This is a genomic window from Streptomyces griseus (genome assembly GCF_900460065.1).
Taxonomy (GTDB): Bacteria; Actinomycetota; Actinomycetes; order Streptomycetales; family Streptomycetaceae; genus Streptomyces; species Streptomyces griseus.
On sequence record NZ_UAVD01000038.1, the window covers coordinates 150255 to 172674 of the forward strand.

The 22420-nt window shown below is 73.0% G+C and carries 20 protein-coding genes and 2 pseudogenes; 13 read left to right on the forward strand and 9 right to left on the reverse strand.

The window, feature by feature from the left end; all coding sequences use genetic code 11:
• Nucleotides 1-10 precede the first annotated feature (10 nt).
• Entirely contained in the window at nt 11-1294 is a 1284-nt protein-coding gene (gene aceA, locus DTB53_RS27750; RefSeq protein ID WP_012378688.1) for an isocitrate lyase, read from the reverse strand.
• Between the two features lie 378 nt (nt 1295-1672).
• Between aceA and DTB53_RS27755 the strand changes: the two genes are divergently transcribed.
• The 3 genes and pseudogenes from DTB53_RS27755 to DTB53_RS37590 form a co-directional block, all read left to right on the forward strand.
• Nucleotides 1673-3079: a short-chain fatty acyl-CoA regulator family protein gene (locus tag DTB53_RS27755; protein ID WP_012378687.1), complete on the forward strand. Its 1407-nt coding sequence runs from the start codon at nt 1673-1675 to the stop codon at nt 3077-3079.
• Nucleotides 3080-3094: 15 nt separating this feature from the next.
• Nucleotides 3095-3358 (forward strand): annotated as a pseudogene (locus DTB53_RS27760) (enoyl-CoA hydratase/isomerase family protein); the annotation flags it as partial.
• 27 nt (nt 3359-3385) lie between these two features.
• A pseudogene (locus DTB53_RS37590) lies at nt 3386-3616 on the forward strand (bifunctional 2-methylcitrate synthase/citrate synthase); the annotation flags it as partial.
• A gap of 377 nt (nt 3617-3993) precedes the next feature.
• Here the strand turns inward: DTB53_RS37590 and DTB53_RS27770 are convergent.
• Nucleotides 3994-4578: a S1 RNA-binding domain-containing protein gene (locus tag DTB53_RS27770; RefSeq protein ID WP_012378685.1), complete on the reverse strand. Its 585-nt coding sequence runs from the start codon at nt 4576-4578 to the stop codon at nt 3994-3996.
• A 339-nt stretch (nt 4579-4917) separates the two neighbouring features.
• On the opposite strand from DTB53_RS27770, the gene DTB53_RS27775 reads away from it, so the two are divergent.
• On the forward strand, nt 4918-5856 hold the full coding sequence (locus tag DTB53_RS27775; RefSeq protein ID WP_003965680.1) for an EVE domain-containing protein: 939 nt from the start codon (nt 4918-4920) through the stop codon (nt 5854-5856).
• A gap of 41 nt (nt 5857-5897) precedes the next feature.
• Here DTB53_RS27775 and DTB53_RS27780 read toward each other — a convergent pair whose 3' ends face one another.
• The 5 genes from DTB53_RS27780 to DTB53_RS27800 all read right to left on the reverse strand — a co-directional run bounded on the left by DTB53_RS27780 (nt 5898) and on the right by DTB53_RS27800 (nt 10067).
• Nucleotides 5898-6599, reverse strand: coding sequence for a hypothetical protein (locus tag DTB53_RS27780; protein ID WP_106431686.1), 702 nt, complete (start codon nt 6597-6599; stop codon nt 5898-5900).
• Nucleotides 6600-6748: 149 nt separating this feature from the next.
• Nucleotides 6749-7564, reverse strand: a complete 816-nt coding sequence (locus DTB53_RS27785; protein ID WP_012378682.1) for a histone H3 family protein — start codon at nt 7562-7564, stop codon at nt 6749-6751.
• Nucleotides 7565-7620: 56 nt separating this feature from the next.
• Entirely contained in the window at nt 7621-8658 is a 1038-nt protein-coding gene (locus DTB53_RS27790) for a CU044_5270 family protein (RefSeq protein WP_012378681.1), read from the reverse strand.
• Complete coding sequence (locus DTB53_RS27795; protein WP_012378680.1) at nt 8655-9302, reverse strand: RNA polymerase sigma factor; 648 nt, start codon at nt 9300-9302, stop codon at nt 8655-8657. Before DTB53_RS27795 ends, DTB53_RS27790 begins: the two co-directional genes overlap by 4 nt.
• 111 nt (nt 9303-9413) lie before the next feature.
• Nucleotides 9414-10067 carry a TetR/AcrR family transcriptional regulator gene (locus tag DTB53_RS27800; protein ID WP_003965675.1) on the reverse strand — a complete coding sequence of 218 codons (654 nt, stop codon included), beginning with the start codon at nt 10065-10067 and terminating at the stop codon, nt 9414-9416.
• Nucleotides 10068-10188: 121 nt separating this feature from the next.
• Between DTB53_RS27800 and DTB53_RS27805 the strand changes: the two genes are divergently transcribed.
• Both DTB53_RS27805 and DTB53_RS27810 read left to right on the forward strand, forming a co-directional pair.
• Entirely contained in the window at nt 10189-11586 is a 1398-nt protein-coding gene (locus DTB53_RS27805; protein ID WP_012378679.1) for an MFS transporter, read from the forward strand.
• Complete coding sequence (locus DTB53_RS27810) at nt 11583-12809, forward strand: FAD-dependent monooxygenase (RefSeq protein ID WP_012378678.1); 1227 nt, start codon at nt 11583-11585, stop codon at nt 12807-12809. Before DTB53_RS27805 ends, DTB53_RS27810 begins: the two co-directional genes overlap by 4 nt.
• Here DTB53_RS27810 and DTB53_RS27815 read toward each other — a convergent pair.
• On the reverse strand, nt 12793-14577 hold the full coding sequence (locus DTB53_RS27815; RefSeq protein WP_012378677.1) for an aldehyde dehydrogenase (NADP(+)): 1785 nt from the start codon (nt 14575-14577) through the stop codon (nt 12793-12795). The two genes, DTB53_RS27810 and DTB53_RS27815, sit on opposite strands and share 17 nt — an antisense overlap.
• 146 nt (nt 14578-14723) lie before the next feature.
• On the opposite strand from DTB53_RS27815, the gene DTB53_RS27820 reads away from it, so the two are divergent.
• Genes DTB53_RS27820 through DTB53_RS27850 form a run of 7 tightly spaced genes read left to right on the forward strand, consistent with a single transcriptional unit; the run spans nt 14724 to nt 21613 of the window.
• Entirely contained in the window at nt 14724-15884 is a 1161-nt protein-coding gene (locus DTB53_RS27820; protein ID WP_003965670.1) for an NAD(P)/FAD-dependent oxidoreductase, read from the forward strand.
• Nucleotides 15881-16135, forward strand: coding sequence for a (2Fe-2S)-binding protein (locus DTB53_RS27825; protein WP_012378676.1), 255 nt, complete (start codon nt 15881-15883; stop codon nt 16133-16135). Before DTB53_RS27820 ends, DTB53_RS27825 begins: the two co-directional genes overlap by 4 nt.
• Nucleotides 16128-17624, forward strand: a complete 1497-nt coding sequence (locus DTB53_RS27830; RefSeq protein ID WP_012378675.1) for an NAD(P)/FAD-dependent oxidoreductase — start codon at nt 16128-16130, stop codon at nt 17622-17624. The genes DTB53_RS27825 and DTB53_RS27830 overlap by 8 nt, the downstream gene beginning before the upstream one ends.
• 9 nt (nt 17625-17633) lie before the next feature.
• Complete coding sequence (locus tag DTB53_RS27835; protein WP_003965666.1) at nt 17634-18548, forward strand: dihydrodipicolinate synthase family protein; 915 nt, start codon at nt 17634-17636, stop codon at nt 18546-18548.
• Nucleotide 18549: 1 nt separating this feature from the next.
• Entirely contained in the window at nt 18550-19551 is a 1002-nt protein-coding gene (locus DTB53_RS27840; protein ID WP_012378674.1) for a proline racemase family protein, read from the forward strand.
• Nucleotides 19548-20651 (forward strand): proline racemase family protein, encoded by a 1104-nt coding sequence (locus DTB53_RS27845; RefSeq protein WP_012378673.1) that lies wholly within the window; start codon nt 19548-19550, stop codon nt 20649-20651. The genes DTB53_RS27840 and DTB53_RS27845 overlap by 4 nt, the downstream gene beginning before the upstream one ends.
• Entirely contained in the window at nt 20648-21613 is a 966-nt protein-coding gene (locus DTB53_RS27850) for an ornithine cyclodeaminase family protein (RefSeq protein ID WP_012378672.1), read from the forward strand. Before DTB53_RS27845 ends, DTB53_RS27850 begins: the two co-directional genes overlap by 4 nt.
• An 88-nt stretch (nt 21614-21701) precedes the next feature.
• Here DTB53_RS27850 and DTB53_RS27855 read toward each other — a convergent pair whose 3' ends face one another.
• On the reverse strand, nt 21702-22412 hold the full coding sequence (locus DTB53_RS27855) for a GntR family transcriptional regulator (RefSeq protein WP_012378671.1): 711 nt from the start codon (nt 22410-22412) through the stop codon (nt 21702-21704).
• Nucleotides 22413-22420 lie beyond the last annotated feature (8 nt).

A 22420-nucleotide genomic window follows, 5' to 3' on the forward strand; every position in this document is an offset into this window, starting at 1 on the left:
GCGGTGGTGCCTAGTGGAACTGCTCCTCCTCGGTGGACCCGGCGAGCGCGGTGGTGGAGGAGGCCGGGTTGACGGCGGTGGAGACCAGGTCGAAGTAGCCGGTGCCGACCTCGCGCTGGTGCTTGACGGCGGTGAAGCCGTGCTCCTGGGCGGCGAACTCGCGTTCCTGGAGGTCGACGTAGGCGGTCATGCCGTGCTCGGCGTAGCCGCGGGCCAGGTCGAACATGCCGTGGTTGAGGGAGTGGAAGCCGGCCAGCGTGATGAACTGGAACTTGTATCCCATGGCCCCGAGTTCGCGCTGGAACTTGGCAATCTGGTCGTCGTCCAGGGCCGCCTTCCAGTTGAAGGACGGCGAGCAGTTGTACGCCAGCATCTGGTCGGGGTGCTCGGCGTGGATCGCCTCGGCGAACTCGCGGGCCTGCGCCAGGTCCGGGGTGCCGGTCTCGACCCAGATGAGGTCGGCGTACGGGGCGTAGGCGAGGCCGCGGGCGATGACGGGGCCCATGCCGTTCTGGACGTGGTAGAAGCCCTCGGCGGTGCGCTCACCGGTGACGAACGGGGCGTCGCGTTCGTCGATGTCGCTGGTGAGCAGGGTGGCGGCCAGGGCGTCGGTGCGGGCGACGACCAGGGTCGGGGTGTCCGCGATGTCGGCGGCGAGCCGGGCCGCGTTGAGGGTGCGAATGTGCTGGGCGGTGGGGACGAGGACCTTGCCGCCGAGGTGGCCGCACTTCTTCTCCGAGGCCAACTGGTCCTCGTAGTGGATGCCCGCCGCGCCGGCCGCGATCATCGCCTTCGTCAGCTCGAAGGCGTTCAGCGGACCGCCGAAGCCGGCCTCGGCGTCGGCGACGATCGGCGCGAGCCAGTCCGTGGTGTCCGTGCCGCCCTCGGCGGTGGCGATCTGGTCGGCGCGCAGCAGCGCGTTGTTGATCCGGCGGACCACCTGCGGGACGGAGTTGACGGGGTAGAGGCTCTGGTCGGGGTAGGTGTGGCCGGCCTGGTTGGCGTCGGCGGCGACCTGCCAGCCAGACAGGTAGACGGCCTGGAGGCCGGCGCGGACCTGCTGCACGGCCTGGCCGCCGGTCAGGGCGCCGAGCGCGTGGACGTAGTCCAGGTCGTGCAGCTGCCGCCACAGTCGCTCGCCGCCGCGCCGGGCCAGGGTGTGCTCCTCGCGGACGCTGCCGGAGAGCCGGACCACGTCCTCGGCGGTGTACGTGCGCTCGATGCCCTTCCAGCGCGGGTCCGTCGCCCAGCGCTCGGCCAGCATCTCCGCCGTCGTCGTGTGGGTGTCTGCCATGACCGTCACCGTCTCCTTCGGTCGTGCCTTGCCAATGCGGCTATGAACCTGTGCAGCTTGGCACTGAGTGTCTTTTCGAGAGAGTGCGGCCCGCCGACGCCCGGACGGGCGGCGGTGAGCGAACTGTGCCGATCCAGGTGTGACCAGGTCGGGTTTGCCGAAGCCAGGGCATGGATCGGTTCCCGATCTAGCCCCTGGACCTGTCGGGTCCGGCGGGCCGCACTCAGACTCTGGCATTGGCACGCAGTGCCATCAATCGTGGACCCATGCCAAGTTTTGCGAATTGTTCCGATGCGTTTTGCCAACCTTGCCAAGGGTGAGGGGGTGTCCAGCTGGCCTACGCTGACGCCGAGGTCCTGAACGATCGGGAGGCCAAGGGTGAGCAAGACGTACGCGGGGGCGCGGCTGCGGCGACTGCGTGAGGACCGTGGAATGAGCCAGGCCGAGCTGGCGCGCACCCTGGCGATCTCGCCCAGCTACCTCAACCAGATGGAGCACGACGCCCGACCGCTCACCGTGCCCGTGCTGCTGCGCCTCACCGAGGCCTTCGGTGTCGATCCCGGCTTCTTCTCCGAGCGGGACACCAGCCGCCTCGTCGCGGACCTCCGTGAAGCGCTGTCGGGGGAGCTCGCCGCAGCTCGGGTCTCCCCGTCCGACCTCGCCGACCTCGCCGCGCGCATGCCGGCTGTCGCCCGCGTCCTGGTCGACCTGGGGCGGCGCAACCAGCGGCTCTCCGAACGGATCGCGGACGCGGGGGACCCGCGTGGATCGGACCCGGAGCTGCCGCGCTCCCCGCACGAGGAGATCCGCGACTTCTTCTACCGCAGGCAGAACTACCTCCACGAGACCGACCTCGCGGCGGAGGCGGTCGCGGCGGAGATCGGCATCAGGCCGGGCGACATCATCAGCGCCCTCAGCGGGCGGCTCGCCGACCGGCACGGCGTCCGCTTCTCCACCGAGACGGGAGACCGGCTGCACTCCTACGACGAGAAGACCCGCACCCTGCGGCTGTCCACCCGCCTCCGCCCCGGTCAGCGCGCCTTCCGCATGGCCACGCAGCTCGCGCTCCTGGAATACGGAGACGGCCTGGACGGACAGGCGGCCGAGGACTTCCCGCCGGGCGGCCCGGCCCACCGACTGGCGCGCATCGGCATCGCGAACTACTTCGCCGCCGCGCTGATCCTCCCCTACGAGGCGTTCCACACGGCGGCTGAGGAGTTCCGGTACGACATCGAACGGCTCACCGACCGCTTCGGACTCGGCTACGAAACGGTCTGCCACCGCCTCAGCACCCTGCAACGCCCCAGGCTGCGCGGTGTCCCCTTCTCCTTCGTCCGCGTCGACCGGGCGGGCAACATGTCGAAGCGGCAGTCCGCCACCGGCTTCCACTTCTCCCGTGCCGGCGGCACCTGCCCCCTGTGGAACGTGTACGAGGCGTTCGCCTCGCCCGGCCGCATCCACGTCCAGATCGCCGCCATGCCCGACGGACAGCGGCATCTGTGGACGGCCCGCGCCGTCACCCGGCACCGGGGCGGCTGGGGCGAGCCCGGGAAGACCTTCGCGATCGGTCTCGGCTGCGAGATCCGCCACGCCCACCGGCTCGTGTACTCGGACGGCCTGGACCTGGACAACGCGTCGGCGGCGACCCCGATCGGCATGGGCTGCCGCGTCTGCGAGCGCCTCGACTGCCCCCAGCGCGCGGCTCCGCCCCTCGGGCGCCCGCTTAGGATCGACCAGAACGCCAGCACCTTCGTCCCGTACCCGGTCGCCGACCCGTCGGCCTGAGCCGGGGATCAGGCCGAGCGCTCCCGCGTCGCCGTGCCGGAGACCGGCATCTGCTTCGTCCCCGACGTCGGCGGCACCTGCCTCCTCGCCCTGGCACCCGGCGAGCCGGGCGCCCACCTCGCCCTGACCGGAGCAGCCGTCGGCGCCGCCGACGCCCTGCTGTGCGGGCTCGCCGACCACTTCGTACCGTCCGAACGACTCGACCGGCTGGTGGAGGACCGCGCGCGGACCTCCGGGCACGAGGCCCTGGCCGCGCACGTGGGCCAGGCTCCGCCCGGCAACTGACCGACAGCACCGGAGACCACCATGACCGCCACCGCTCCCGAGATCCACCGGGGACTGGCCGGTGTCGTCGTCGACACCACCGCTATCCAGGAGACCAACTCCCGCACCTACCGGGGCTACCCGGTCCAGGACCCCGCCGCCCGCCGCAACGAATTCCAGGCACAGGAACGTGCCCTGCGCCCCCTCGACCGCACCACGGCCGAGGTTCTCGCGCGACTGCCCGAGACCTGCCACCCGATGGACGTGCTGCGGAATGAGCCGCGTCACGGGGTGGACCGCCCACATCGCCGAGCAGCTCGAACACAACGCCCTGATCCGCTCCCTCGGCGCCTACAACGGGCCGGACCAGCGCCCGCTGCCCACGAGCTAGGACTCGTCGGGCCGGATCATGTCCGGAGCCAGATGGTGAGCCGCGGAGGCGACCGAGACGTCCCCGTCGATCTTGCCCGCAGGGTCGGCCGCGGCCTGGAGCTGCTGGAGCAGGCGCCCCGGCGATCACCTGCCGGCGATCCCGCCACCGGCCACAGCGTCTGGTACCGACCGGCAGGTACGCACGCGGTCGTTCCTGCTCATCATCACTCAGATCACCCCGTCCCGTGCTCCGTTCAACGGCTGGGGCAGGTCGGCCGTCAGGTGGCCTGCGCGATGCCTTGCGTGTCAGCCCCCTGCGGTCTGGTGAGGAGGACCCGGCGGGTCGGCGGGTCGATCTTTGTGACGACGACGGTGATCTCCTCTCCGGCCTCGAAGTCTTCCCGCGGACCTGTCGCAGGCCGACCGTGGGCTTCCCTGAGAGGAAGCAGCCCTACGATCCCGTCCCCGAGGTCGACGAAGGCGCCGAAGGAGACCGTCCTCTCAACCGTCCCACGGAGTTCCTGGCCCAGGGCCGTGCGGTCGGCGAAAGCCTGGAGAGGATCTGGCTCCAGTGCCTTCAAGGACAGCCTGGCCTCAGCGTTGTAGGTGTCGAACTGGAGGAACTCGCACGCGACACGTTGGTCTACCTGAACGACATCGGTGGGAGCGTCGATGTGCCGCCAGGACAGTTCGGGGATGACGATGAACCCGACACCAGGGAAGAGGGGATGGGCAGGCCCGTCGTCCAGGGCCACGAAGACCCCGAATCGTTCGATCGCCGCGACGCTGCCGGACAGGATGTCCCCGGGGTGGAGGGACTCCAGAAACGCCCAGAGTTCCGGGCTCTCAGACTGCCAATCCATGCCGCCACCCTGGCCTCCGCTCGGCCTGAGAGTCCACCCCCGCACCACTGTTGCACATAAATTGCCAGCGCAGACATGGTCGTTGATCGACCGTGCCGCGTCGGTACATCGGTTCGTGCGGGGAGACCATGCGGACCCGGTCGTCCGGCTGTTGGGCGGGGTCGGCGGACACGTCGTCCAGGTAGAGCCCGGTGATCTCGGCGCTGTGCCGGCTCACGGTTGCTGAGCCCCACAGTCAGGTGCTGATGTCGGTATTGGGGAAGACGTGTGGTCGAAACGGTGGCGCGTCCTCAGACGTGGAACGTAACCTCCTCTCCGATACAGAGGAGAGGAGTTTCCATGGTGACGCGGGTTGACTTCAATTTTGGTGACGACGGAAGCCAGGAGAGCGTCGTGGTCAGCTCCGACCAGCTCGCCCGAGTGGTGAGCGCCGTACTGCAAGACAAGGTGCTGCTGTCGGAGCGGACCGCGCCTCATGACCTGTGGCGGGACATCGCAGCCGTGACCAGACTGCTGGAGGGCCTGGCGGATTGGCGGGAGAGGGCCATCGTGGCGGTCGACGAAAGCGGCGCCGTGGACCGGAGTTCCCTCGGCGTCGCCGCGAGCATGGGCGCGGCAAAGCTGTACGACTTGCTGGAGCGGCACGGCCGGCCACGCAATCAGACTCGACTGACCCAAGTGGAGGTGCTGGAGAACCGGGTTACCTCCGAGGAGGGAGAATGGGACCCGGCCCGCGTCGTCGCCACCATGAACAGCTACGGCTGGGAGACCGACGACAGGCGGGCCCGCGCACTGCTGCGGGCGCTGACCGACCACGAGGTGCTGGAAAAGATTCCGAATCGCGGCGGACGAGCCGTCTACCAGCTCGTCAGTCCTCGGGACTGGCTGTACTGCCTGGACCCGGAGCGCGACACGATGGAGAACGGTCCCTCCACCCCAGCGCGGGTCGCGAGGCTGGCGGGCGAAGACCCCGGCTCGACCGAGTGGTGGCTCGGGAAGCCGCTGAAGCGGATGAGGGAGGGCGACCGGCTGTGGATCTACTTCGGCGGGGGCGAAGGAAAGATCGCGGCGATGGCGCGCGTGAAGTCGTCACCGCGACCGGCGCCGATCGGTTCGCACAAGCCGTACGAGTTCGACGCCGAACTGGACCTGAGGGCGACCACGGCTCTGTCCAAGTCACCGGTACGGCTTGAGGAGATGGATCAGAAGCACCCGCAGGCATGCGGGGAGATGCGGGCGGCGGACGTGAAGCTGGCCGAAGCGCGTGCCAACCTCTGACAGCCCGTCCCGCTGGGCGCACACCACATCGCCGTGCGTGCTCAGCTCTTGATGGCTTGTTCGATCCGCTCGAAGTCCTCGGGGCTGAAGTTGCCCCGGCTGATCTGCACGCTCCGGTTCTGTCTCGGCGTCACCACAAACGGATACGACGCCAACTCCGGTACGGCGATCTTCCAGGTGGCCGCGATGCGGCCGAGGACGATCACCGCGTCACGGGACATGGCGCGGCGCACCAGGTGGAAGGCGAAGGGCTGGGAGGGCAGTGTGTACGGGATGGGCCGCCACGATCGCGAATGGTAGCCGTGGAACTGCACGGCAAGGATCTTCCGGGTGAGTTCGTCGTGACTGTGCCCCCGCTTCGTCAGGCCGTTCAGGGTTCGGGACCACCACCGGAAGCCTGGGTGGGTCTTGTCGGCGTGCGTCAGGAAGTGGTTGGGAGAACCGCCGGCGTTCGCGATGTGGTGCAAAGTTCGCTCGGTCGCGCCGGGCCGGGCATAGGCGGCCGGGTCCGCGTCACTCACGCCCGGGTTGGCCAACAGCATGACCAGGGGCGCGTCGTGGAGGCCGACGAACGGTTCCGGCGGGAGTGTCAGGTTGAGCTTGTATCGCGCGTGCGAGGGGTGGACTTGGGTGTCGGCGAGGGCCCGCAAGTGCGGCAGGTCCTCGGGGACCGCGTACGGTGCGTTCCTGGTCGTGCGAGTCCACGGATTGAGCACCTGATCCCCCTCTGTCCGCGTCGTCATGGCAGGCAAGCCTACGAGCATCCTGAGAGCGGGCCGTCCCTGTGCCGACCGGTCATCGGCGCAGAGAGCCCTTTGCTTGGGCTGTCAGCCCAAGCACTCGTGGAGTTGGAAGGGGTCCAGCGGGTTCACGGATCCTGAGTTGGGGGCGTTCAGGCGGTCGAGGCGGTCTCCGTCGCCCTGTGCGCCTCGTTGAGGGCTTGGTGTCTGAGGTTGCCGCCGAACAGCTGGAAGGTGGCGGCGGTCAGGACGTCGTCCTTGCGGATGGTCCGCCGGTCTCCTCCGCGAGCGGACGGGGGCCGGGGAGGATCCATGAGGGGCGGGGGCGGGGCCGGTTCGCCCGACGCCACCAGGGTGACCGTACCGAAACGGGTTGGCGCGCTCTCGCGGGCGGCTCTGGTCGCGTCCCGGGCGAGGTCCGTCAGGAACGTGCTCGCTATGCCGTCCAGGTCGCGCAGCAGCACGGGGGCGGCCGTCGCACCCCGGCTGCGCAGGATTCTCCTCACCCCGGACTCGAATCTGTGGGCGCCGGCCAAGGGGCTCGGTTTGCGTGATCTGCTGCGCTCGGGAGACGTCACCGGGGCGCCGTCGGCGTCGTACGGGCCACCGGTCAGGCCTCGGAACGTCGGGCTGTGGTCGTACCACCCGATCCCCACCTCGAGTTCGACGTTCCGGTCGAGCGCCGCGAGGAGGTCCCGGGGGAGCAGCTTCTTCCGTGCTTCGTGGGCCGCCGATCTCCTCGCGCCGTCGATGATCTCGGTCAGGACCGTTCGCGTCACCGACGCGGCGGCCTGTGCCGCCGGCCTGGAGAGGTGCATCGAGGTCACCTCCTTGAAGACCGCTCTGACGAGAGAGAGCTTGAACGGTGGGACATCCAGGGCCGGGGGCGTTTCGGTGCCGGTGCGTCCGGTGCGTCCGGTGCGTCCGGTGCGTCCGGTGAGTCCGGGGCGGGTGCGGCGTGCGGTCATGGGAGGGAACGCTTCCTGCTGTCGGAGTGGCGCGGTTCGTCGGAGGGCGGGCCTCGTCACTCGGGGGGCGCTCCCTTCTCCCATCCTCCGTCGAGGGGTTCCGCAGGTCTTTCGCCCGGCTCGTCCGTGAAGCCGCCGGCGATGATGGCCGTCGCGTCGACCGCTGTTCCGGCTCGGCCCCAGGCGGAGTCCTCGAGCAGCACGGTTCGTTCGCCGAGGAGCCGGGAGGTCTCCCGGTCGAAGATCCACTCGGTTCGCTCCCCGTCGTGCGCGCGGGCCACGGCGACACCCCGACGGCCTGCGGCGTCCACGGAGCTCGGGACCACGACGACGCCGGGAATCCGTGCTGCCGCGCGGTAGAGGGTCGCTGTCACCTGCGGTGGCGCCACCGAAACGCGCAGCAGGTCGCCGATGATGACGAAGGCCTCCTGGTCCGGACCGGTGGTGGAGCCGGAGCCCTCCCCGTGGTTGAGCTTCGCCTCACGGTAGATGGCCGCGAGGACTTCCCCGGGGTCGGCCGGAAGCCCGGCGAGGAAGCGGTAGGTCGGTGAGCTGAAGCTGCCCTTCCCCGGGGCTTCCAGCAGTGTCCCGGGGGCGCCTCTGTCCCGTTGCAGCGTACGGCTGCTGCCGTCCACGGAGGTCCACTGTTCGTAGCTCTCGTCCTCCCTAGTCCGTTTCATCCCCCCGGTCGGGGTCTCCGACAGCGAGGTGGTGTGGCCGGTGACCTTGACGTACGCGAACTGGCTGTCGCGCGGGGAGTGGGCGGGCCCTGCGGCGGCCACGCGTGCCGCACGGTCCAGGAGCCGTACCGACGCGCGCGAAGCGGGCTCGGAGCCCGGCGCCGGGGGAGCGGCGGAGTCCAGGAGCACCACCGTGACGGTCGCGATGGAGGCGACCGCCGCGGTGGCCAGGGCGACGGCGGCCCGTCGTCTCGTACGAGCCCTCCGGTGCCCGTCCGGACCTGTGCGGTCGATCTCCGCGAGGAGGATCCGCCGGTGCAGCTCAACCACCCCGGGGCGGGGCCGGGGGGAGGAGGGCGGCGGGAACTCCTTCCGGGTCTCGGTCAGTTCCGCGCCTTCGCGGGGGTCCGTCATGTGTTCCTCCGGTATGCGTCCGCGACCTCGGGTGCGGGGCCTCGTGTGCCGCGCCGGTTGCCGGGCTCGGCGATCGGGGCGGCGGTGACGTCCGCCCGTAACTCGGCCTCCACCAAACGGCGCAGCTTCGTCCGGGCGCGCGAGAGGCGTGATCGCACCGTTCCCGTCGGCAACCCGAGCGCTTCGGCGGTCGCCGCGTAGCTCAGGCCGGACCAGACGACGAGGGTGAAGACCTCGCGCTCGCTGCGCTTGAGGCGGCTCAGCGCCTTCGCCGTCGCTGCCAGGCGTTGCGCGTCGGCGAGCTGACCGACGACCTCGTCGGCGAAGTCCTGCGCGTCCTCGGACGCCGGCAGCCGGGCCATGGCCCGGCTGTGCCGCCGGGCCGTCCTCGCCGAGTTCCGGAGCACGTTGGTGGCGATGCCCAGTAACCAGGCCCGAACGTTGCCCACATCGCCGTGGAGCTTGTGGCGCAGCCGCCAGGCTTCGAGGAAGGTCAGGGACATCACGTCCTCGGCGGCGGCCCAGTCACCCGTACTCCGGATCGCGTGCGCGTACACCACGCGCGCATGCTGATCGAAGATCTCGGCGAACGCCTCGCGCTCGCCGGATCGAATCCGCTCGTTCAGTGAAGACTTCACACCCATGAATGTCCGCGCGGCCCGCTCGGTTCCCGTCCAGCGGCATCCGCGACCGCCCGCCCGACGGCGTGCCGACCGCTTCGGCCGGATGAGGCGGTGCTGCCCGCTTCCGACGGATCAGGCGGTGCCGCCCGCGCCCCGGTCCGCCCGGTACGCGCGGAGGAACGTCCGCACTCCCTCGACGACGAGCGGGCGTACGCGGGGGTCCTGCGCGGCGTTCGCGGAGCCGAGGCGGTCCAGTGCCACGCCGAAGGTCAGTGCCAGGAACTGGTCGGCGGCCAGCCGGGCGTCGGGGACGTCGAGCAGCCCGGCCTCGGCGAAGGCCGCGAACCGCTCGGCGATCGCCTCGTCGGGGGTGTCCGCCATGGGGTTGTAGTCCTGCTGCGGCAGATGGCCGGACTCCGTCCGGACCAGGCGTTGCAGGGTCGTGTACTCCGCCGAGCCGAGCATGTCCGTCGCGATGCGCATCGCGAACGCGACCAGGCCGTCCTCCAGTTCGGCGGCTCCGGCCGGTTCCGGGAGGGTGTCGTCGAGGGTGCGCCGGACCGTGGTGACCAGCGACTGGCCGACCGAGTCGACGACCGCCCGCAGCAGGGTGCGCTTGTCGCCGAAGTAGTCGTAGACCGTCCGCTTGGACACCTCCGCCCGGGCGGCGACCGCGTCGACGCTGGAGCGGTCGAAGCCGTCGGCGAGGAACAGTTCCCGGGCCGCCGTGAGGATGGCGGCCCGCTTCCGTGTGGACCCCTCGCGCAGGGTCTTGGTGGTCGGCATGGGCTCATCGTAACCGTTCTACACTGCACGGTGTAGTGTAGTTGCGGTCCGGTGGGCGCCGTGCGCGTTCCTCCGTGCGCGGTCGGCACCGTTCCGCCGGGCCGTGACGGAAAGGACCTCCATGACCACGACCTCGGCCCCTCCGCTCCGTATCGGGAGGGGCGCCGTCCGGGCCCTCGGCTTCCTGGCGCTGGCCACCGGCGCGCTGGAATCGGTGGTGACGCCGACGCTCCCGCTGCTGCGGCGCGAGTTGGGCATGAGCCACGCCGAAGGGGCGCTGCTCAGCATCGTGCTCCTCGTCACCGGTGCGCTGATCACGCCGGTGGCGGGGAAGTTAGGCGACCGCTACGGCGGGAAACGGGTCCTCGTCCGGCTGATGGCGGTGGTCTGCGCGGGGGGTCTGGTCTCCGCCCTGGCGCCGAACCTGCCGGTGCTGCTGCTCGGCCAGATACTCCAGGGAGCGATGGTGGGCGCGCTGCCCCTGTCGTTCATCCTGGTGCGCGAACACCTGCCCGAGGGCCGGTCCAAGGTGGCCATCGGGGTGGTCAGCGGGCTGTTCGTGGCCGGCACGATGGCGGGGACGCTGGCGGCCGGACCGGTGGCCGAAGGGCTGTCCCGGCACTGGATGTTCGCGCTGCCGACGTTCGCGGTCATCGGGGCCACCGCGCTGGTGCGCCGGCTGATGCCCGAGGATCCGCCGCGCCGGTCGGGCGGCGCCGGGATCGACCGGCCGGGCCTGGTCCTGCTGGGGGCAACGCTCGTCACGCTGATGCTCGTCCTGGCGCTGGCGCCCGAGATCCTCGCGCGGCCCCTCGTACTCCTCGCCCTCCTGGCGCTGCTCGCCTGCCTCGCGAGCGGATGGGTGGCCGTCGAACGTCGCGCCGCTTCGCCCGTGGTCGATCTGCGCATGGTGGCGCGGCCCGAGGTGTGGAAGGCGTGCGTGCTGACGTTCACGATCTGCGTCGGTACGTCGGTGGCGGCCTACCTCGTCCCGGCGCTGTTCGCGGTGGACGCCGACGCGTACGGGTTCGGGGCCGGCGCGACGCACATCGGCCTCTTCCTGCTGCCCGGGGCCGTGGCCGCCTCGCTGGCCGGGCCGCTCGGCGGCTTCGGGGTGCGGAGGTTCGGTTCGCGGGCCGTGGTCACCGCCGGGATCCTCATCATGGCCGTCGGCCTGTTCGGCCTGGCGGCCGTGCACACCGAGGTCTGGCACCTCGTCGTCGGCAAGACGCTGATCGCGCTGGCCAACGGGCTCTGCGTCACCGCGACGGTGACCGGTACCGCCACCTCCGTCGACCGCGGTGACACCGGCATCGCCACCGGTCTGGTCCTGGTCACGCGCGTGATCGGCTTCGCCGTGGGGGTCCAGATCAGCGGCGCGATCCTCACCGCCGGAACCCCCGCCGGGTCCGACCTCCCGGCCGAATCGGCCTACGTCTTCGGCTTCGTCCTGGCCGGAGCCGTCACCGTGCTGTCCCTGCTCGTCGTCCGCACCCTGAACAAAGGAGTCAAGGAATGACCCGTCACGACACAACGGTGACCGGGCCCGCCGCACCCGGGCGCACGGTCCTGGTTTCGGGGGCCGGTATCGCGGGGCCCGCCCTCGCGTACTGGCTGAACCGCCACGGATTCGCGGTCACGGTGGTCGAGAAGGCGGGCGCGGTCCGCGACGGCGGCTATCCCGTCGACGTGCGCGGCACCGCGCTCGACGTCGTCCGGCGGATGGGGCTCCTGCCGCGGCTGCGGGACGCGCACGTCGATCTGCGCCGGCTGACCTTCCTCGACGAGGACGGCTCCCACGTGGCATCGGTCGACCCGCACGCCGTCACCGGCGGGGTCGCGGGAAGGGACCTGGAGGTGCGCCGCGGGGTGTTGGCCGACGCCCTCCACGAGGCCGTCCGGGACGAGGTGGAGTTCCTGTTCGACGACTCCGTCGACACCCTCGACCAGCACCGCGGCGGCGTCGACGTCACCTTCCGCGGGGGAGGTGTCCGTACGTTCGACCTCGTGGTGGGGGCGGACGGACTGCACTCGCGCACCCGCGCGCTCCTGTTCGGGCCCGAGGAGCGTTTCCACCGCTATCTCGGCCACTGCTTCGCCGGGTTCACCCTGCGCAACACCTTCGGGCTCGTCCGCGAGACCGCGATGTGGAACGCCCCGGGCCGGGCCGCCGTGCTGTACGCCGTGGGCGACGACAGCGATGTGCACGGCTTCCTCACCTTCGCCCGCGCGGAACCGCCGCTCGACGCGTTCCGTGACCCGACGGCCCAACGGGACCTGGTCGCCGAGGTCTTCGTCGGCGCGGGCTGGGAGGTCCCGGGCATGCTCGCCGCGCTGCGCGAAGCGGACGACCTGTTCTTCGACGTGGTCAGCCAGATCCGCATGCCCCGCTGGTCCGGCGGCAGGGTCGCGCTGGTGGGCGACGCCGCGTACGCGCCCTCCTTCCTCACCGGCCAGGGCTCCAGCCTCGCCCTGGTCGGCGCGTACATGCTCGCCGGTTCCCTGGCGGCCGAACGCGACCACACCGCGGGCTTCGCCGCCTACGAGCGCGACACCCGTGCGTTCGTGACCCTGAACCAGGATCAGGTCGGCGAGGGCGACGCCACCCTCTTCCCGACCACCGCCCGGGGGCTGGAGCGGCGCAACGCCCTGCTGCGCGGACTGGGCGCCCTGCCGCCCCCGGCGGAGGGGCGGCCGGCCCACGAGGCGCTGGTGCTGCCGGAGTTCAGGATCCCGCGGTGAGCACCGCCCCCGTCTGCCGGGGAACCCCCAGCGGGTTGCCGTCGCGCAGTTCGGAGGGCAGGAGGGCATCGGGGAAGGACTGGTAGCAGACCGGGCGCAGCCAGCGCTCGACGGCGAGGGTGCCGACGCTCGTCGCTCCGGGCGAACTCGTCGCCGGCCACGGCCCCCCGTGCACCATCGCGTGGCAGACCTCGACGCCGGTGGGCCAGCCGCCCCACAGGACGCGGCCCGCCCGCTCCTCCAGCACCGGCAGCAGTTCGAGGGCCGTCGGACGGTCGGCGTCCGTCGCGTGCAGGGTGGCCGTCAGCTGGCCTTCCAACTCCACGAGGAGGCGCAGGAGTTCGTTCGTGTCCGACCAGCGCACGACGAGCCCCGCCGCGCCGAATACCTCGCCGGAGAGATCTTCGTGCGCGGTGTACGTGGCCGCGTCGCAGGCCAGGACGACGGGGGCCGGTGCGTACGGGCCGGCCCCGGCCGCGCCCCGGGCCACCTCCCGTACGCCGGGGACGCCCTCCCACCGCCGTACGCCCTCGGTGTACGCCCGGGCGATGTCGGGGGTCAGCATGACCTGGCCCGCCGCGGCCTTCACGGCCCGGGCCGCGGCGGAGAGGAAGGCGTCGCCCGCAGGTCCGGCCGGCAGCAGCAGGAGGCCGGGGTTCGTGCAGAACTGCCCCGCGCCGGCCGTCAGCGACGCCACATACGCGTCGGCCGCGGCCTCCGGTTCGGCGAGGGCCCCGTCGAGCATGATCACGGGATTGACCGCGGACATCTCGGCGTGGACCGGCACGGGCACCGGGCGCGCCCGGCCGGCGGCGATCAGCGCCAGCCCGCCGGGCCGGGAGCCCGTGAACCCCACCGCGGCGATCCGCGGGTCGCCGACCAGGGCGAGCCCGACGTCGTGGCCCCGGCCCACCAGCAGGGAGAACACGCCGGCCGGCATGCCGGTGCGCGCGGCGGCGGCCGAGACGGCGCGGGCCACCGCCTCCCCGGTGCCCGGGTGCGCGGGGTGCGCCTTGACCACCACGGGGCAGCCGGCGGCGAGCGCGGACGCGGTGTCACCGCCCGCGACCGAGAACGCCAGCGGGAAGTTGCTCGCCCCGAACACGGCCACCGGGCCGAGCGGGACCCGCCGGAGCCGTACGTCCGTGCCCGAGGGGCCGGAGTCGATGCGGGCACCGAGGGCGCTCCCACTCCTGACGAGGTCGGCGAAGAGGCGCAACTGCCCGCAGGTGCGGGTCCGTTCGCCCGTCAGCCGGGTCGGCGGGAGCCCGGTCTCCCGGGCGGCGAGTGCCGTCAGGACGTCACCGAGGGCCTCGATCTCCTCCGCGCAGGCGTCGAGGAACGCCGCCCGCCGCTCGGGCGGCAGGGCGCGGAAGGCGCGGGCGTCCGCCGCTGCGAGCCGGGCCGCCTCGGCGACCTGCTCCGTCGAGGCGTCCCGGCGCGGGGGGCCGAACGGTTCGCCGGTCGCGGCGGCGACCGCGTACCAGGCGTCCCCGGTGCCGGGGACCTCGCGACCGGCCAGGAGCGAGTGGCCGGTCAGGGGCAGAGGCTCGGTCGGGGGCGGGGGCCCGGTCAGGGGCGCATGCCCGGGCGGGGGTGCGTTCCCGGGCGGGGGTGCGTCCCCGGTGAGGGGGGCGGTGCCTGCCGGGGGTGCGTGGCCGGGCAACGGTGCTTTCCCGGTCGGGGGTTCGTGTCCGGTCAGGGGCGCGGGGGCGGGCCGGTCCGGGTGCGGGTCCCCGGGCAGGGGCGGGTTCTCGGTCGGGTTCACAGCGATGCGTCTCCCTGTGCGCGCCGGTGGGCGGCGTGCCGTCGTCGGGTGCCCGGCTGAAAGTCACCGGGGCGGTGGCGTTGTCCTCGGGTCGTCCGGATGTATAGCCTAAGCAATGGCATGTGACATTGCACTAAGGAGCGGCCATGGAAGTCGTCGTCGTCGGAGCGGGCATCGTGGGCGCCGCGTGCGCGTTCCACGCCGCCGCGGCGGGGCTCGGCGTCACGGTCCTCGACCGTGGTCCCGTCGGCGCGGGCACCACCAGCCGGGGGGAGGGCAACATCCTCCTCTCCGACAAGGAGCCCGGCCCCGAACTGGAGCTGGCCCGGCTCAGCCGTGACCTCTGGGACCGGGCCGGGGAGGAACTCGGGCCGGAATCCCTGGAGCTGGAGGCCAAGGGCGGCCTGGTCGTCGCGAGCACCCCCGAAGCCCTCGGGGCCCTGCACGCGTTCGCCGCGCGCCAGACGGCCGCGGGCGTGCGCACCGAGGCCGTCGAGCACGTCGGCGACCTCGAACCCCACAGCGCTCCCGGCCTCCCCGGCGGCGTCCACTACCCCGAGGACGCCCAGGTGCAGCCCGTTCTCGCGGCGGCCGCACTGCTGCGCGCCGCGGTCCGGCACGGGGCACGGACGCACACCGGCGAGGCCGCGGGCGCGGTCACCGGGGCCGACGGCAGGATCACCGGAGTGCGCACCGCCGACGGCGCGGTGCTGCCCGCCGACGCCGTGGTCAATGCCGCCGGCACCTGGGGCGGCGAGGTCGGCCGCCGGCTCGGAGCGCCCGTCGAGATCCTGCCCCGTCGGGGCTTCGTCCTCGTCACCGAGCCACTGCCCCCGATGATCCGGCACAAGGTCTACTCCGCCGACTACGTGGCCAACGTCGCCTCCAGCGACGAGGGCCTGGAGACCTCGTGCGTCGTCGAGGGGACCCGCGCGGGCACGATCCTGATCGGCGCGAGCCGCGAACGCGTCGGCTTCGACACCTCAATGAACCCGGCCGTGGTGGCGACGCTCGCCGCCCAGGCGTGCCGCCTCTTCCCGTTCCTGCGCGGCGTCCACCTGATCCGCGCCTACCGGGGCTTCCGGCCGTACTGCCCCGACCACCTGCCCGTCATCGGCCCCGACCCCCGCGTCCCCGGTGTCATCCACGCGTGCGGCCACGAGGGCGCCGGCATCGGCCTCGCCCCCGGAACCGGCGCCCTGGTCACCGCCCATCTTCTCGGCCGCCCGTGGCGCGGAGCCGATCCGGCCGCCCACACCGGCCTCCTGCCCGACCGATTCCTCGCCCCCGGAGGTGTGCCCCAGTGACCGTGTTCACCGTGGACGGCGAACCACTGCCGTTCGTCGCGGGACAGACCCTGGCCGCCGCGCTCGTCGCCTCCGGCCGGGTCGCCTGGCGGACCACCCGGGAGGGGCGGCGGCCCCGGGGGATCTTCTGCGGGATCGGCGTCTGTTACGACTGCCTGGTGACCGTCGACGGAACGCGCGGGCAGCGCGCCTGCCTGGTGCAGGCCCGCGCGGGCATGGCCGTCACGACCGGGGAGGCCGACGATGAGTGAGCCCCGCGGCCCCGGGACGACTCCCGAGGTCCGTGACCCCGTGGCGCCGGGCGAACCCCGCGACCTCGTGGTGGTGGGCGCGGGACCGGCCGGCATGGCCGCCGCCGTCACCGCCCTGGACGGCGGGCTGCGGGTCGTTCTCGTCGACTCGGGCGCCGCCCCGGGCGGACAGTTCTGGCGCCACCCGCCGCTCACGGCGCGCGAGGCCGTGCCGACCGACGGTCTGCACCACGGGCTCGGCGCCTACCGTGCGCTGTGCGCCGCCCTCTCCGCCCACGAACGCACCGGACGGCTCACGCTGCTGCTGAACCACCACGTGTGGACCGCGGCCCGCGACGAGGACGGCTTCACCGTCCACGCCGTGGACCGCGGCCGTGCTCCCGAGGAACGGGCCGTCGTGCTGCGCGCACCGGCGCTGCTGGTGGCGACCGGCGCCTACGACCGCCAACTCCCCTTCCCCGGCTGGGACCTGCCCGGAGTGCTCACCGCCGGCGGGCTCCAGTCGCTCCTCAAGGGCGGGGGAGTCGTCGCCGGACGGCGGGTCGTCCTCGGCGGCACGGGCCCCTTCCTGCTGCCGGTCGCCGCCGCCCTCGCCGCGCACGGGGCGAAGGTCGTCGCCGTGTGCGAGGCGGCGGCCCCCTCGGCCTGGCTGCGCCACCCCGGCGCGCTGCTGCGCAACCCCGCCAAGTGGGCCGAGGGCGCCCGGTACGCGGCCACCCTCGCCCGGCACCGCGTCCCGGTCCGCACCCGCACCGCGATCGTCGGCGCGGAAGGAACGCGGGGGCGGGTCGCCGTCGTGCGGACCGCCGCCCTGGACGCCGCCGGGCGCCCGCTCCCGGACACCGAGCGCCGGATCGAGGCCGACACCGTGGGCGTCGGCTGGGGCTTCGTCCCCCAACTCGACCTGCTCCTCCCGCTCGGCTGCGACCTCGCCGACGCGGGCGACGGCACCATGGCCGCCGCCGTCGACGACGGACAGCGCACCACGGTGCCCGGGCTGTACACGGCCGGCGAGACCTGCGGCGTGGGCGGGGCCGCCCTCGCGGTGAGCGAGGGCCGCCTCGCCGCCGTCTCGGTGCTCACCGACCTCGCCGCCCCCGGGCGGCCCGGCACCCGCCGCCCGGCCGCGGACCACCGGGCCGTGGCCCGGCACCGCGCCTTCGCACGGGCGATGGCACGGGCGCACCCCCTGCCCCCGGCCTGGCCCGCGTGGCTGACCGACGACACACCGGTCTGCCGGTGCGAAGAGGTCACCGCGGGGGCGGTCCGGTCCGCCCGCGCCGACGACGCGGCAGCCGACCACCGGCAGGTCAAACAGCTGACCAGAGCCGGTATGGGCTGGTGCCAGGGCCGTATGTGCGGGCCCGCCGTCCACTGCCTCGTCGCCGCCCGCGACCAGCCGTACACCCCCGCCGAGCGGCTCGTCGCGACCCCCGTCACTCTCGGTGCGCTCGCCGATTCCGCCGAGCCCGCCTCCGATCACACCTGAGGAGTTCCCATGGACCTGGACCGCACCTCCCTTCCCACCCGCATGCCCTGGCACGGCGTCATCGTCGCGACGAGCCTCCCGTTCGGCCCGGACCACGCCGTCGACCACGGCGCCTTCGGTGACAACGTCGCCTGGCTCGCCGAGCAGGGCCTGCACGGCGTCGCCCCGAACGGCTCGCTGGGCGAGTACCAGACCCTGACGTACGAGGAGCGCGACCGCGTCGTGGAGACCGCCGTCGCGAACGCCCCCGAGGGCTTCACCGTGATGCCGGGCGTCGGGGCGTACGGCGCGATCGAGGCGAGGCGGCACGCGCGGTTCGCCAAGGACGCCGGCTGCCAGGCCGTCATGTGCCTGCCGCCCAACGCCTACCGGGCCGACGACCGCGCCGTCCTGGAGCACTACGCGATGGTGGCCTCCGCCGGACTCCCCGTCACCGCCTACAACAACCCCATCGACACCAAGGTCGACCTGCGCCCGGAGCTGCTGGCCAAGCTGCACGCCGAAGGGTTCATCGTGGGCGTCAAGGAGTTCTCCGGCGACGTCCGCCGCTGCTACGCCATCAACGAGCTGGCCCCCGGACTCGACCTGATCGTCGGCACCGACGACACCCTCCTGGAAGTCGGCGTCGCCGGCGCCAAGGGCTGGGTCGCCGGCTACCCCCAGGTCTTTCCGCGCGCCTGCCTCGACCTCTACAACGCCTCGCTGGCCGGCGACCTCGCCACCGCGCTCCCGCTCTACCGGCAGCTCCACTCCGTACTGCGCTGGGACAGCAGGACCGAGTTCGTCCAGGCGATCAAGCTCGGCCAGGACATGATCGGCCGGACCGGCGGCGGCTGCCGCCCGCCCCGGCAGGCCCTCGACCCGGAGACCGAGGCCGTCGTCCGCGCCGCCACCCAGGCCCTCATCGACGCCGGGGTGAACTGACGTGCGCTCCACGGTCTGTTACCACGCGGTCGACTCGCACACCGAGGGCATGCCGACCCGGGTCGTCACCGGCGGGGTGGGTGTCCTGCCGGGGGCGACCATGGCCGAGCGACGGCAGCGGTTCATCGCGGAGCGCGACGGACTGCGCACCCTGCTCATGTGCGAGCCGCGCGGGCACGGGGCCATGTCCGGAGCGATCCTCCAGCCCCCGACCCGGCCGGACGCCGACTTCGGCGTGCTGTTCATCGAGGTCTCCGGCTGCCTGCCCATGTGCGGCCACGGCACCATCGGCGTGGCGACGGTCCTCGTGGAGACGGGCATGGTCGAGGCGGTCGAGCCGGAGACCCTGATCCGCCTCGACACCCCCGCGGGTCTCGTCACCGCACGGGTCGCCGTGCGCGAGGGCCGCGCCGAGTCCGTCACCCTGGAGAACGTCGCCTCCTACAGCCACGCGCTGGACCAGATCGTCGAGGTCGAGGGGTTCGGCCCGGTCCGCTACGACATGGCGTACGGCGGCAACTTCTACGCCGTCGTGCGCACCGAGGACCTCGGCATCCCCTTCGACCGGTCGGAGAAGGGGCGGCTCCTGGAGGCGGGCCTCGCCGTCATGGGGGCGATCAACGAGCGGAACCCGGTGGCCCACCCGGAGAACCCCGCGATCGACGTCTGCCACCACGTCTACCTGGAGGCGCCCGGCTCGACCGCCGAGCACTCTCGGCACGCCATGGCCATCCACCCCGGCTGGTTCGACCGCTCGCCCTGCGGTACGGGAACCAGCGCGCGCATGGCCCAACTGCACGCGCGGGGGCTGCTGAAGGCCGGGCAGGACTTCGTCAACGAGTCCTTCATCGGCTCCCGCTTCACCGGCCGCATCCTCGGCGAGACCACGGTCGGCGGCAGGCCCGCCGTCCTGCCCTCGGTCACCGGCCGCGCCTGGATCACCGGGACCGCGCAGTATCTCCTCGACCCCACGGACCCCTATCCGACGGGATTCACCGTATGACCTCCGACCCGTACGCCGGGACGGCACTCCCGTACACCGGGCCGGCCGGGACGGCACTCCCGTACACCGGGCCGATCGACACGGTCGACTGGCACACCGGGGGCGAACCGTTCCGGATCGTGACCGCGCCCCCGCCGGCCGTGACCGGGCACGGGCCCACCGTCGCCGAGCGCCGCACGGCCGCCATGGCCGACGAAGGGGTGCGGTGGACCCGAGCCCTGCTGTGCGGTGAACCGCGCGGGCACGCCGACATGTACGGAGCCTTCCTGGTGCCGCCGGACGACGCCGGGGCCCATCTCGGCGCCCTCTTCTGGCACAAGGACGGCTTCTCCACGGCATGCGGGCACGGCACCATCGCCCTCGGCGCCTGGGCGGTCGCCACCGGCCTGGTCGCGGCGCCGGCCGACGGCACGACGGACGTCGTCATCGACGTCCCCTCCGGCCGCGTCACGGCGAGCGTGCGCACGGCAGGCGGCCGGGTCGCGGACGTGACGTTCGTCAACGTCGCCGGCCATGTCCACGCCCGCGGCGTCGAGGTGGCCACCTCGCAGGGCACGGTCTCCGTCGACATCGCCTACGGCGGCGCCATGTACGCCGTGCTCCCCGCGTACCGGCTCGGCCTGCGGGTCCGGCCCCGGGACGTCACCGCGCTCGTCGCGGCCGGCCGCGAGATCCGCGACGCCCTGAACGCGGCCCACGCCGCCGAACACCCCGAGGACGCCCGGCTGTCCGGCGTCTACGGGACGGTGTTCACCGAGGAGGCCGGCGCCCCGGTCGAACGGCTCGACGGCACCTGGCTGCTGCACCACCGCAACGTCACGGTGTTCGCGGACGGCCAGGTCGACCGCTCCCCGTGCGGCTCGGGCACAGCGGCCCGGGTGGCGCTCCTCGCCGACGACGGGCAGCTGCGCCCCGGCGACGAGTTGCGGCACGAGTCGGTGGTGGGCTCCGTCTTCCGCGCCCGGATCGAGCGGTCCACCACCGTCCACGGCCGCCCCGCGGTCGTCCCGGCCGTGACGGGAACCGCGTACGCCACCGGGACGAGCCGTTTCACCGTCGATCCCGACGACGCCCTCCTGCCCGGGTTCGTGCTGCGATGACGGTGACGCTCGACGCCGCGGACGTGTTCGCGCTCGGTCCGGACGGCGCGGTCGCCGCGCTCCGGGAGGCGCTGGCCCGGGGGCTCGATCCGGACGGCGACGCACCGCGGGCGGTCGTCCCGCTGGCCCACGGGCAGGGGCTGCTCATGCCCTCGGAGCACGGCGGCTGGTACGGAGTGAAGGCCGCCACCGTCGCGCCCGGCAACGCCGCTCGCGGGCTGCGGCGGATCAACGCCACGTATCTGCTGCACGACAGCGCGACCCTGACGCCGGTGGCCCTGCTGGATGGGGTGGCGCTGACGACCCTGCGCACCCCCGCCGTCTCGGTCGCGGCCTGCCTGGACCGGCTGCGCGCGCTCGCCGGCGGGGGCGGGGGGCTGCGTCTGGTGGTCTTCGGCGCGGGCCCCCAGGCGGAGGGGCACGTGGCCGCCGTACGGGCCCATGTCCCGGTCGCCGACGTCGTGGTCGTCACCCGGAGCGAAGGGCCCGTGCCCTGCTGGGCGGACCGGCGCACGACGGCGGTCCGCGGGGGAGCGGCGGCCGCGGTGCGGCGCGCGGACGTCGTCGTCACCGCGACGTCCGCGCGCGTACCGGTGGTCGACGGGCGGCTGGTGCGCGACGGCGCGGTGGTGCTGGCGGTCGGCTCGCACGAACCGGACGCGCGGGAGCTCGACAGCGTGCTCATGGGGCGTGCCACCGTCCTGGTGGAGAGCCGTGCGACCGCCCTCCGCGAGGCGGGCGACGTCGTCATGGCCATCGGCGAGGGCGCGCTCGCCCCGGACGACCTCGTCACCCTGGCGGATCCGCGCGGTCCGGCGGCGGGCGCCCCGGCCGACCGCCCGCTGGTCGTGAAGACGTGCGGGATGGGCTGGCAGGACCTGGTGGTCGCGGTCGCGGCCCTCCGGCGGAAGGTGGGCTCGCCGGGGGAGAGGACGGAGGGAGGTCCGGCGGAACCGAGCTGAGCCGGGCGGGGCGTTCACCGGGGCGGGGCCCCGGTTCGGCGCCCCGCCGACGGGGTGCCGGCGCGTTTCTCCCCGGCCCGACCCGGGCTCAGCGCGCTCCGAGCCTGCGGGACGGGGCGGCGCGTTCGGCTTCCCGCTTCCGGGCCGCCCACAGGGTCCGCACATGCGCGAGATGGCGGCGCATGTGCTCCTCGGCGCCCTCCGCGTCCCCCGCGATCATGATGTCCAGGAGGGCGGTGTGCTCCCGCGCCGAACCCACCAGCGACCCTTCCTGGGAGAGGTCGGTGAGCCCGTAGAGCCGGGAGCGCTTGCGCAGGTCGGCCACGGTCTCCACCAGGCGGGCGTTCCCGGCGAGGGCGAGCAGGTCGAGATGGAAGCGGCGGTCCGACTCCAGGTAGCCGATCAGGTCGCCGTTCTGCGCGGCGGTCACGATCTCCTCGGCCACCGGACGCACCGCCTCCAACTGCTCGCGGGAGGCGGTGCGGGTCACGCGGCCGATGGTGGGGATCTCGATGAGGGCGCGGATCTCGGTGTACTCGTCCAGGTCGCGCTCGGAGAGCTCGGTGACGCGGAACCCCTTGTTGCGCACCGCTTCGACCAGGCCCTCGCGGGCCAGATCCAGCATGGCCTCGCGCACGGGCGTGGCGGAGACGCCGTACTCGGCGGCGAGCGTGGGCGCCGAGTAGATCACGCCCGGCTGGAGTTCCCCCGAGATCAGGGCGGCACGCAGGGCGCCCGCCACCTGGTCGCGCAGATGCTCCTGCACCGAGATGAGTTTGCGGGACTTCAGCTCACTCATGCGTTCCC

Coding starts and splice junctions, on each gene's coding strand:
- aceA (WP_012378688.1), bottom strand. CDS start 1,294: ATGGCAGACACCCACACGACGACGGCGGAGATGCTGGCCGAGCGCTGG.
- DTB53_RS27770 (WP_012378685.1), bottom strand. CDS start 4,578: ATGGATTGGCAGTCTGAGAGCCCGGAACTCTGGGCGTTTCTGGAGTCC.
- DTB53_RS27775 (WP_003965680.1), top strand. CDS start 4,918: ATGGTGACGCGGGTTGACTTCAATTTTGGTGACGACGGAAGCCAGGAG.
- DTB53_RS27780 (WP_106431686.1), bottom strand. CDS start 6,599: ATGACGACGCGGACAGAGGGGGATCAGGTGCTCAATCCGTGGACTCGC.
- DTB53_RS27785 (WP_012378682.1), bottom strand. CDS start 7,564: ATGACCGCACGCCGCACCCGCCCCGGACTCACCGGACGCACCGGACGC.
- DTB53_RS27790 (WP_012378681.1), bottom strand. CDS start 8,658: ATGACGGACCCCCGCGAAGGCGCGGAACTGACCGAGACCCGGAAGGAG.
- DTB53_RS27795 (WP_012378680.1), bottom strand. CDS start 9,302: ATGGGTGTGAAGTCTTCACTGAACGAGCGGATTCGATCCGGCGAGCGC.
- DTB53_RS27800 (WP_003965675.1), bottom strand. CDS start 10,067: ATGCCGACCACCAAGACCCTGCGCGAGGGGTCCACACGGAAGCGGGCC.
- DTB53_RS27805 (WP_012378679.1), top strand. CDS start 10,189: ATGACCACGACCTCGGCCCCTCCGCTCCGTATCGGGAGGGGCGCCGTC.
- DTB53_RS27810 (WP_012378678.1), top strand. CDS start 11,583: ATGACCCGTCACGACACAACGGTGACCGGGCCCGCCGCACCCGGGCGC.
- DTB53_RS27820 (WP_003965670.1), top strand. CDS start 14,724: ATGGAAGTCGTCGTCGTCGGAGCGGGCATCGTGGGCGCCGCGTGCGCG.
- DTB53_RS27830 (WP_012378675.1), top strand. CDS start 16,128: ATGAGTGAGCCCCGCGGCCCCGGGACGACTCCCGAGGTCCGTGACCCC.
- DTB53_RS27835 (WP_003965666.1), top strand. CDS start 17,634: ATGGACCTGGACCGCACCTCCCTTCCCACCCGCATGCCCTGGCACGGC.
- DTB53_RS27845 (WP_012378673.1), top strand. CDS start 19,548: ATGACCTCCGACCCGTACGCCGGGACGGCACTCCCGTACACCGGGCCG.
- DTB53_RS27850 (WP_012378672.1), top strand. CDS start 20,648: ATGACGGTGACGCTCGACGCCGCGGACGTGTTCGCGCTCGGTCCGGAC.
- DTB53_RS27855 (WP_012378671.1), bottom strand. CDS start 22,412: ATGAGTGAGCTGAAGTCCCGCAAACTCATCTCGGTGCAGGAGCATCTG.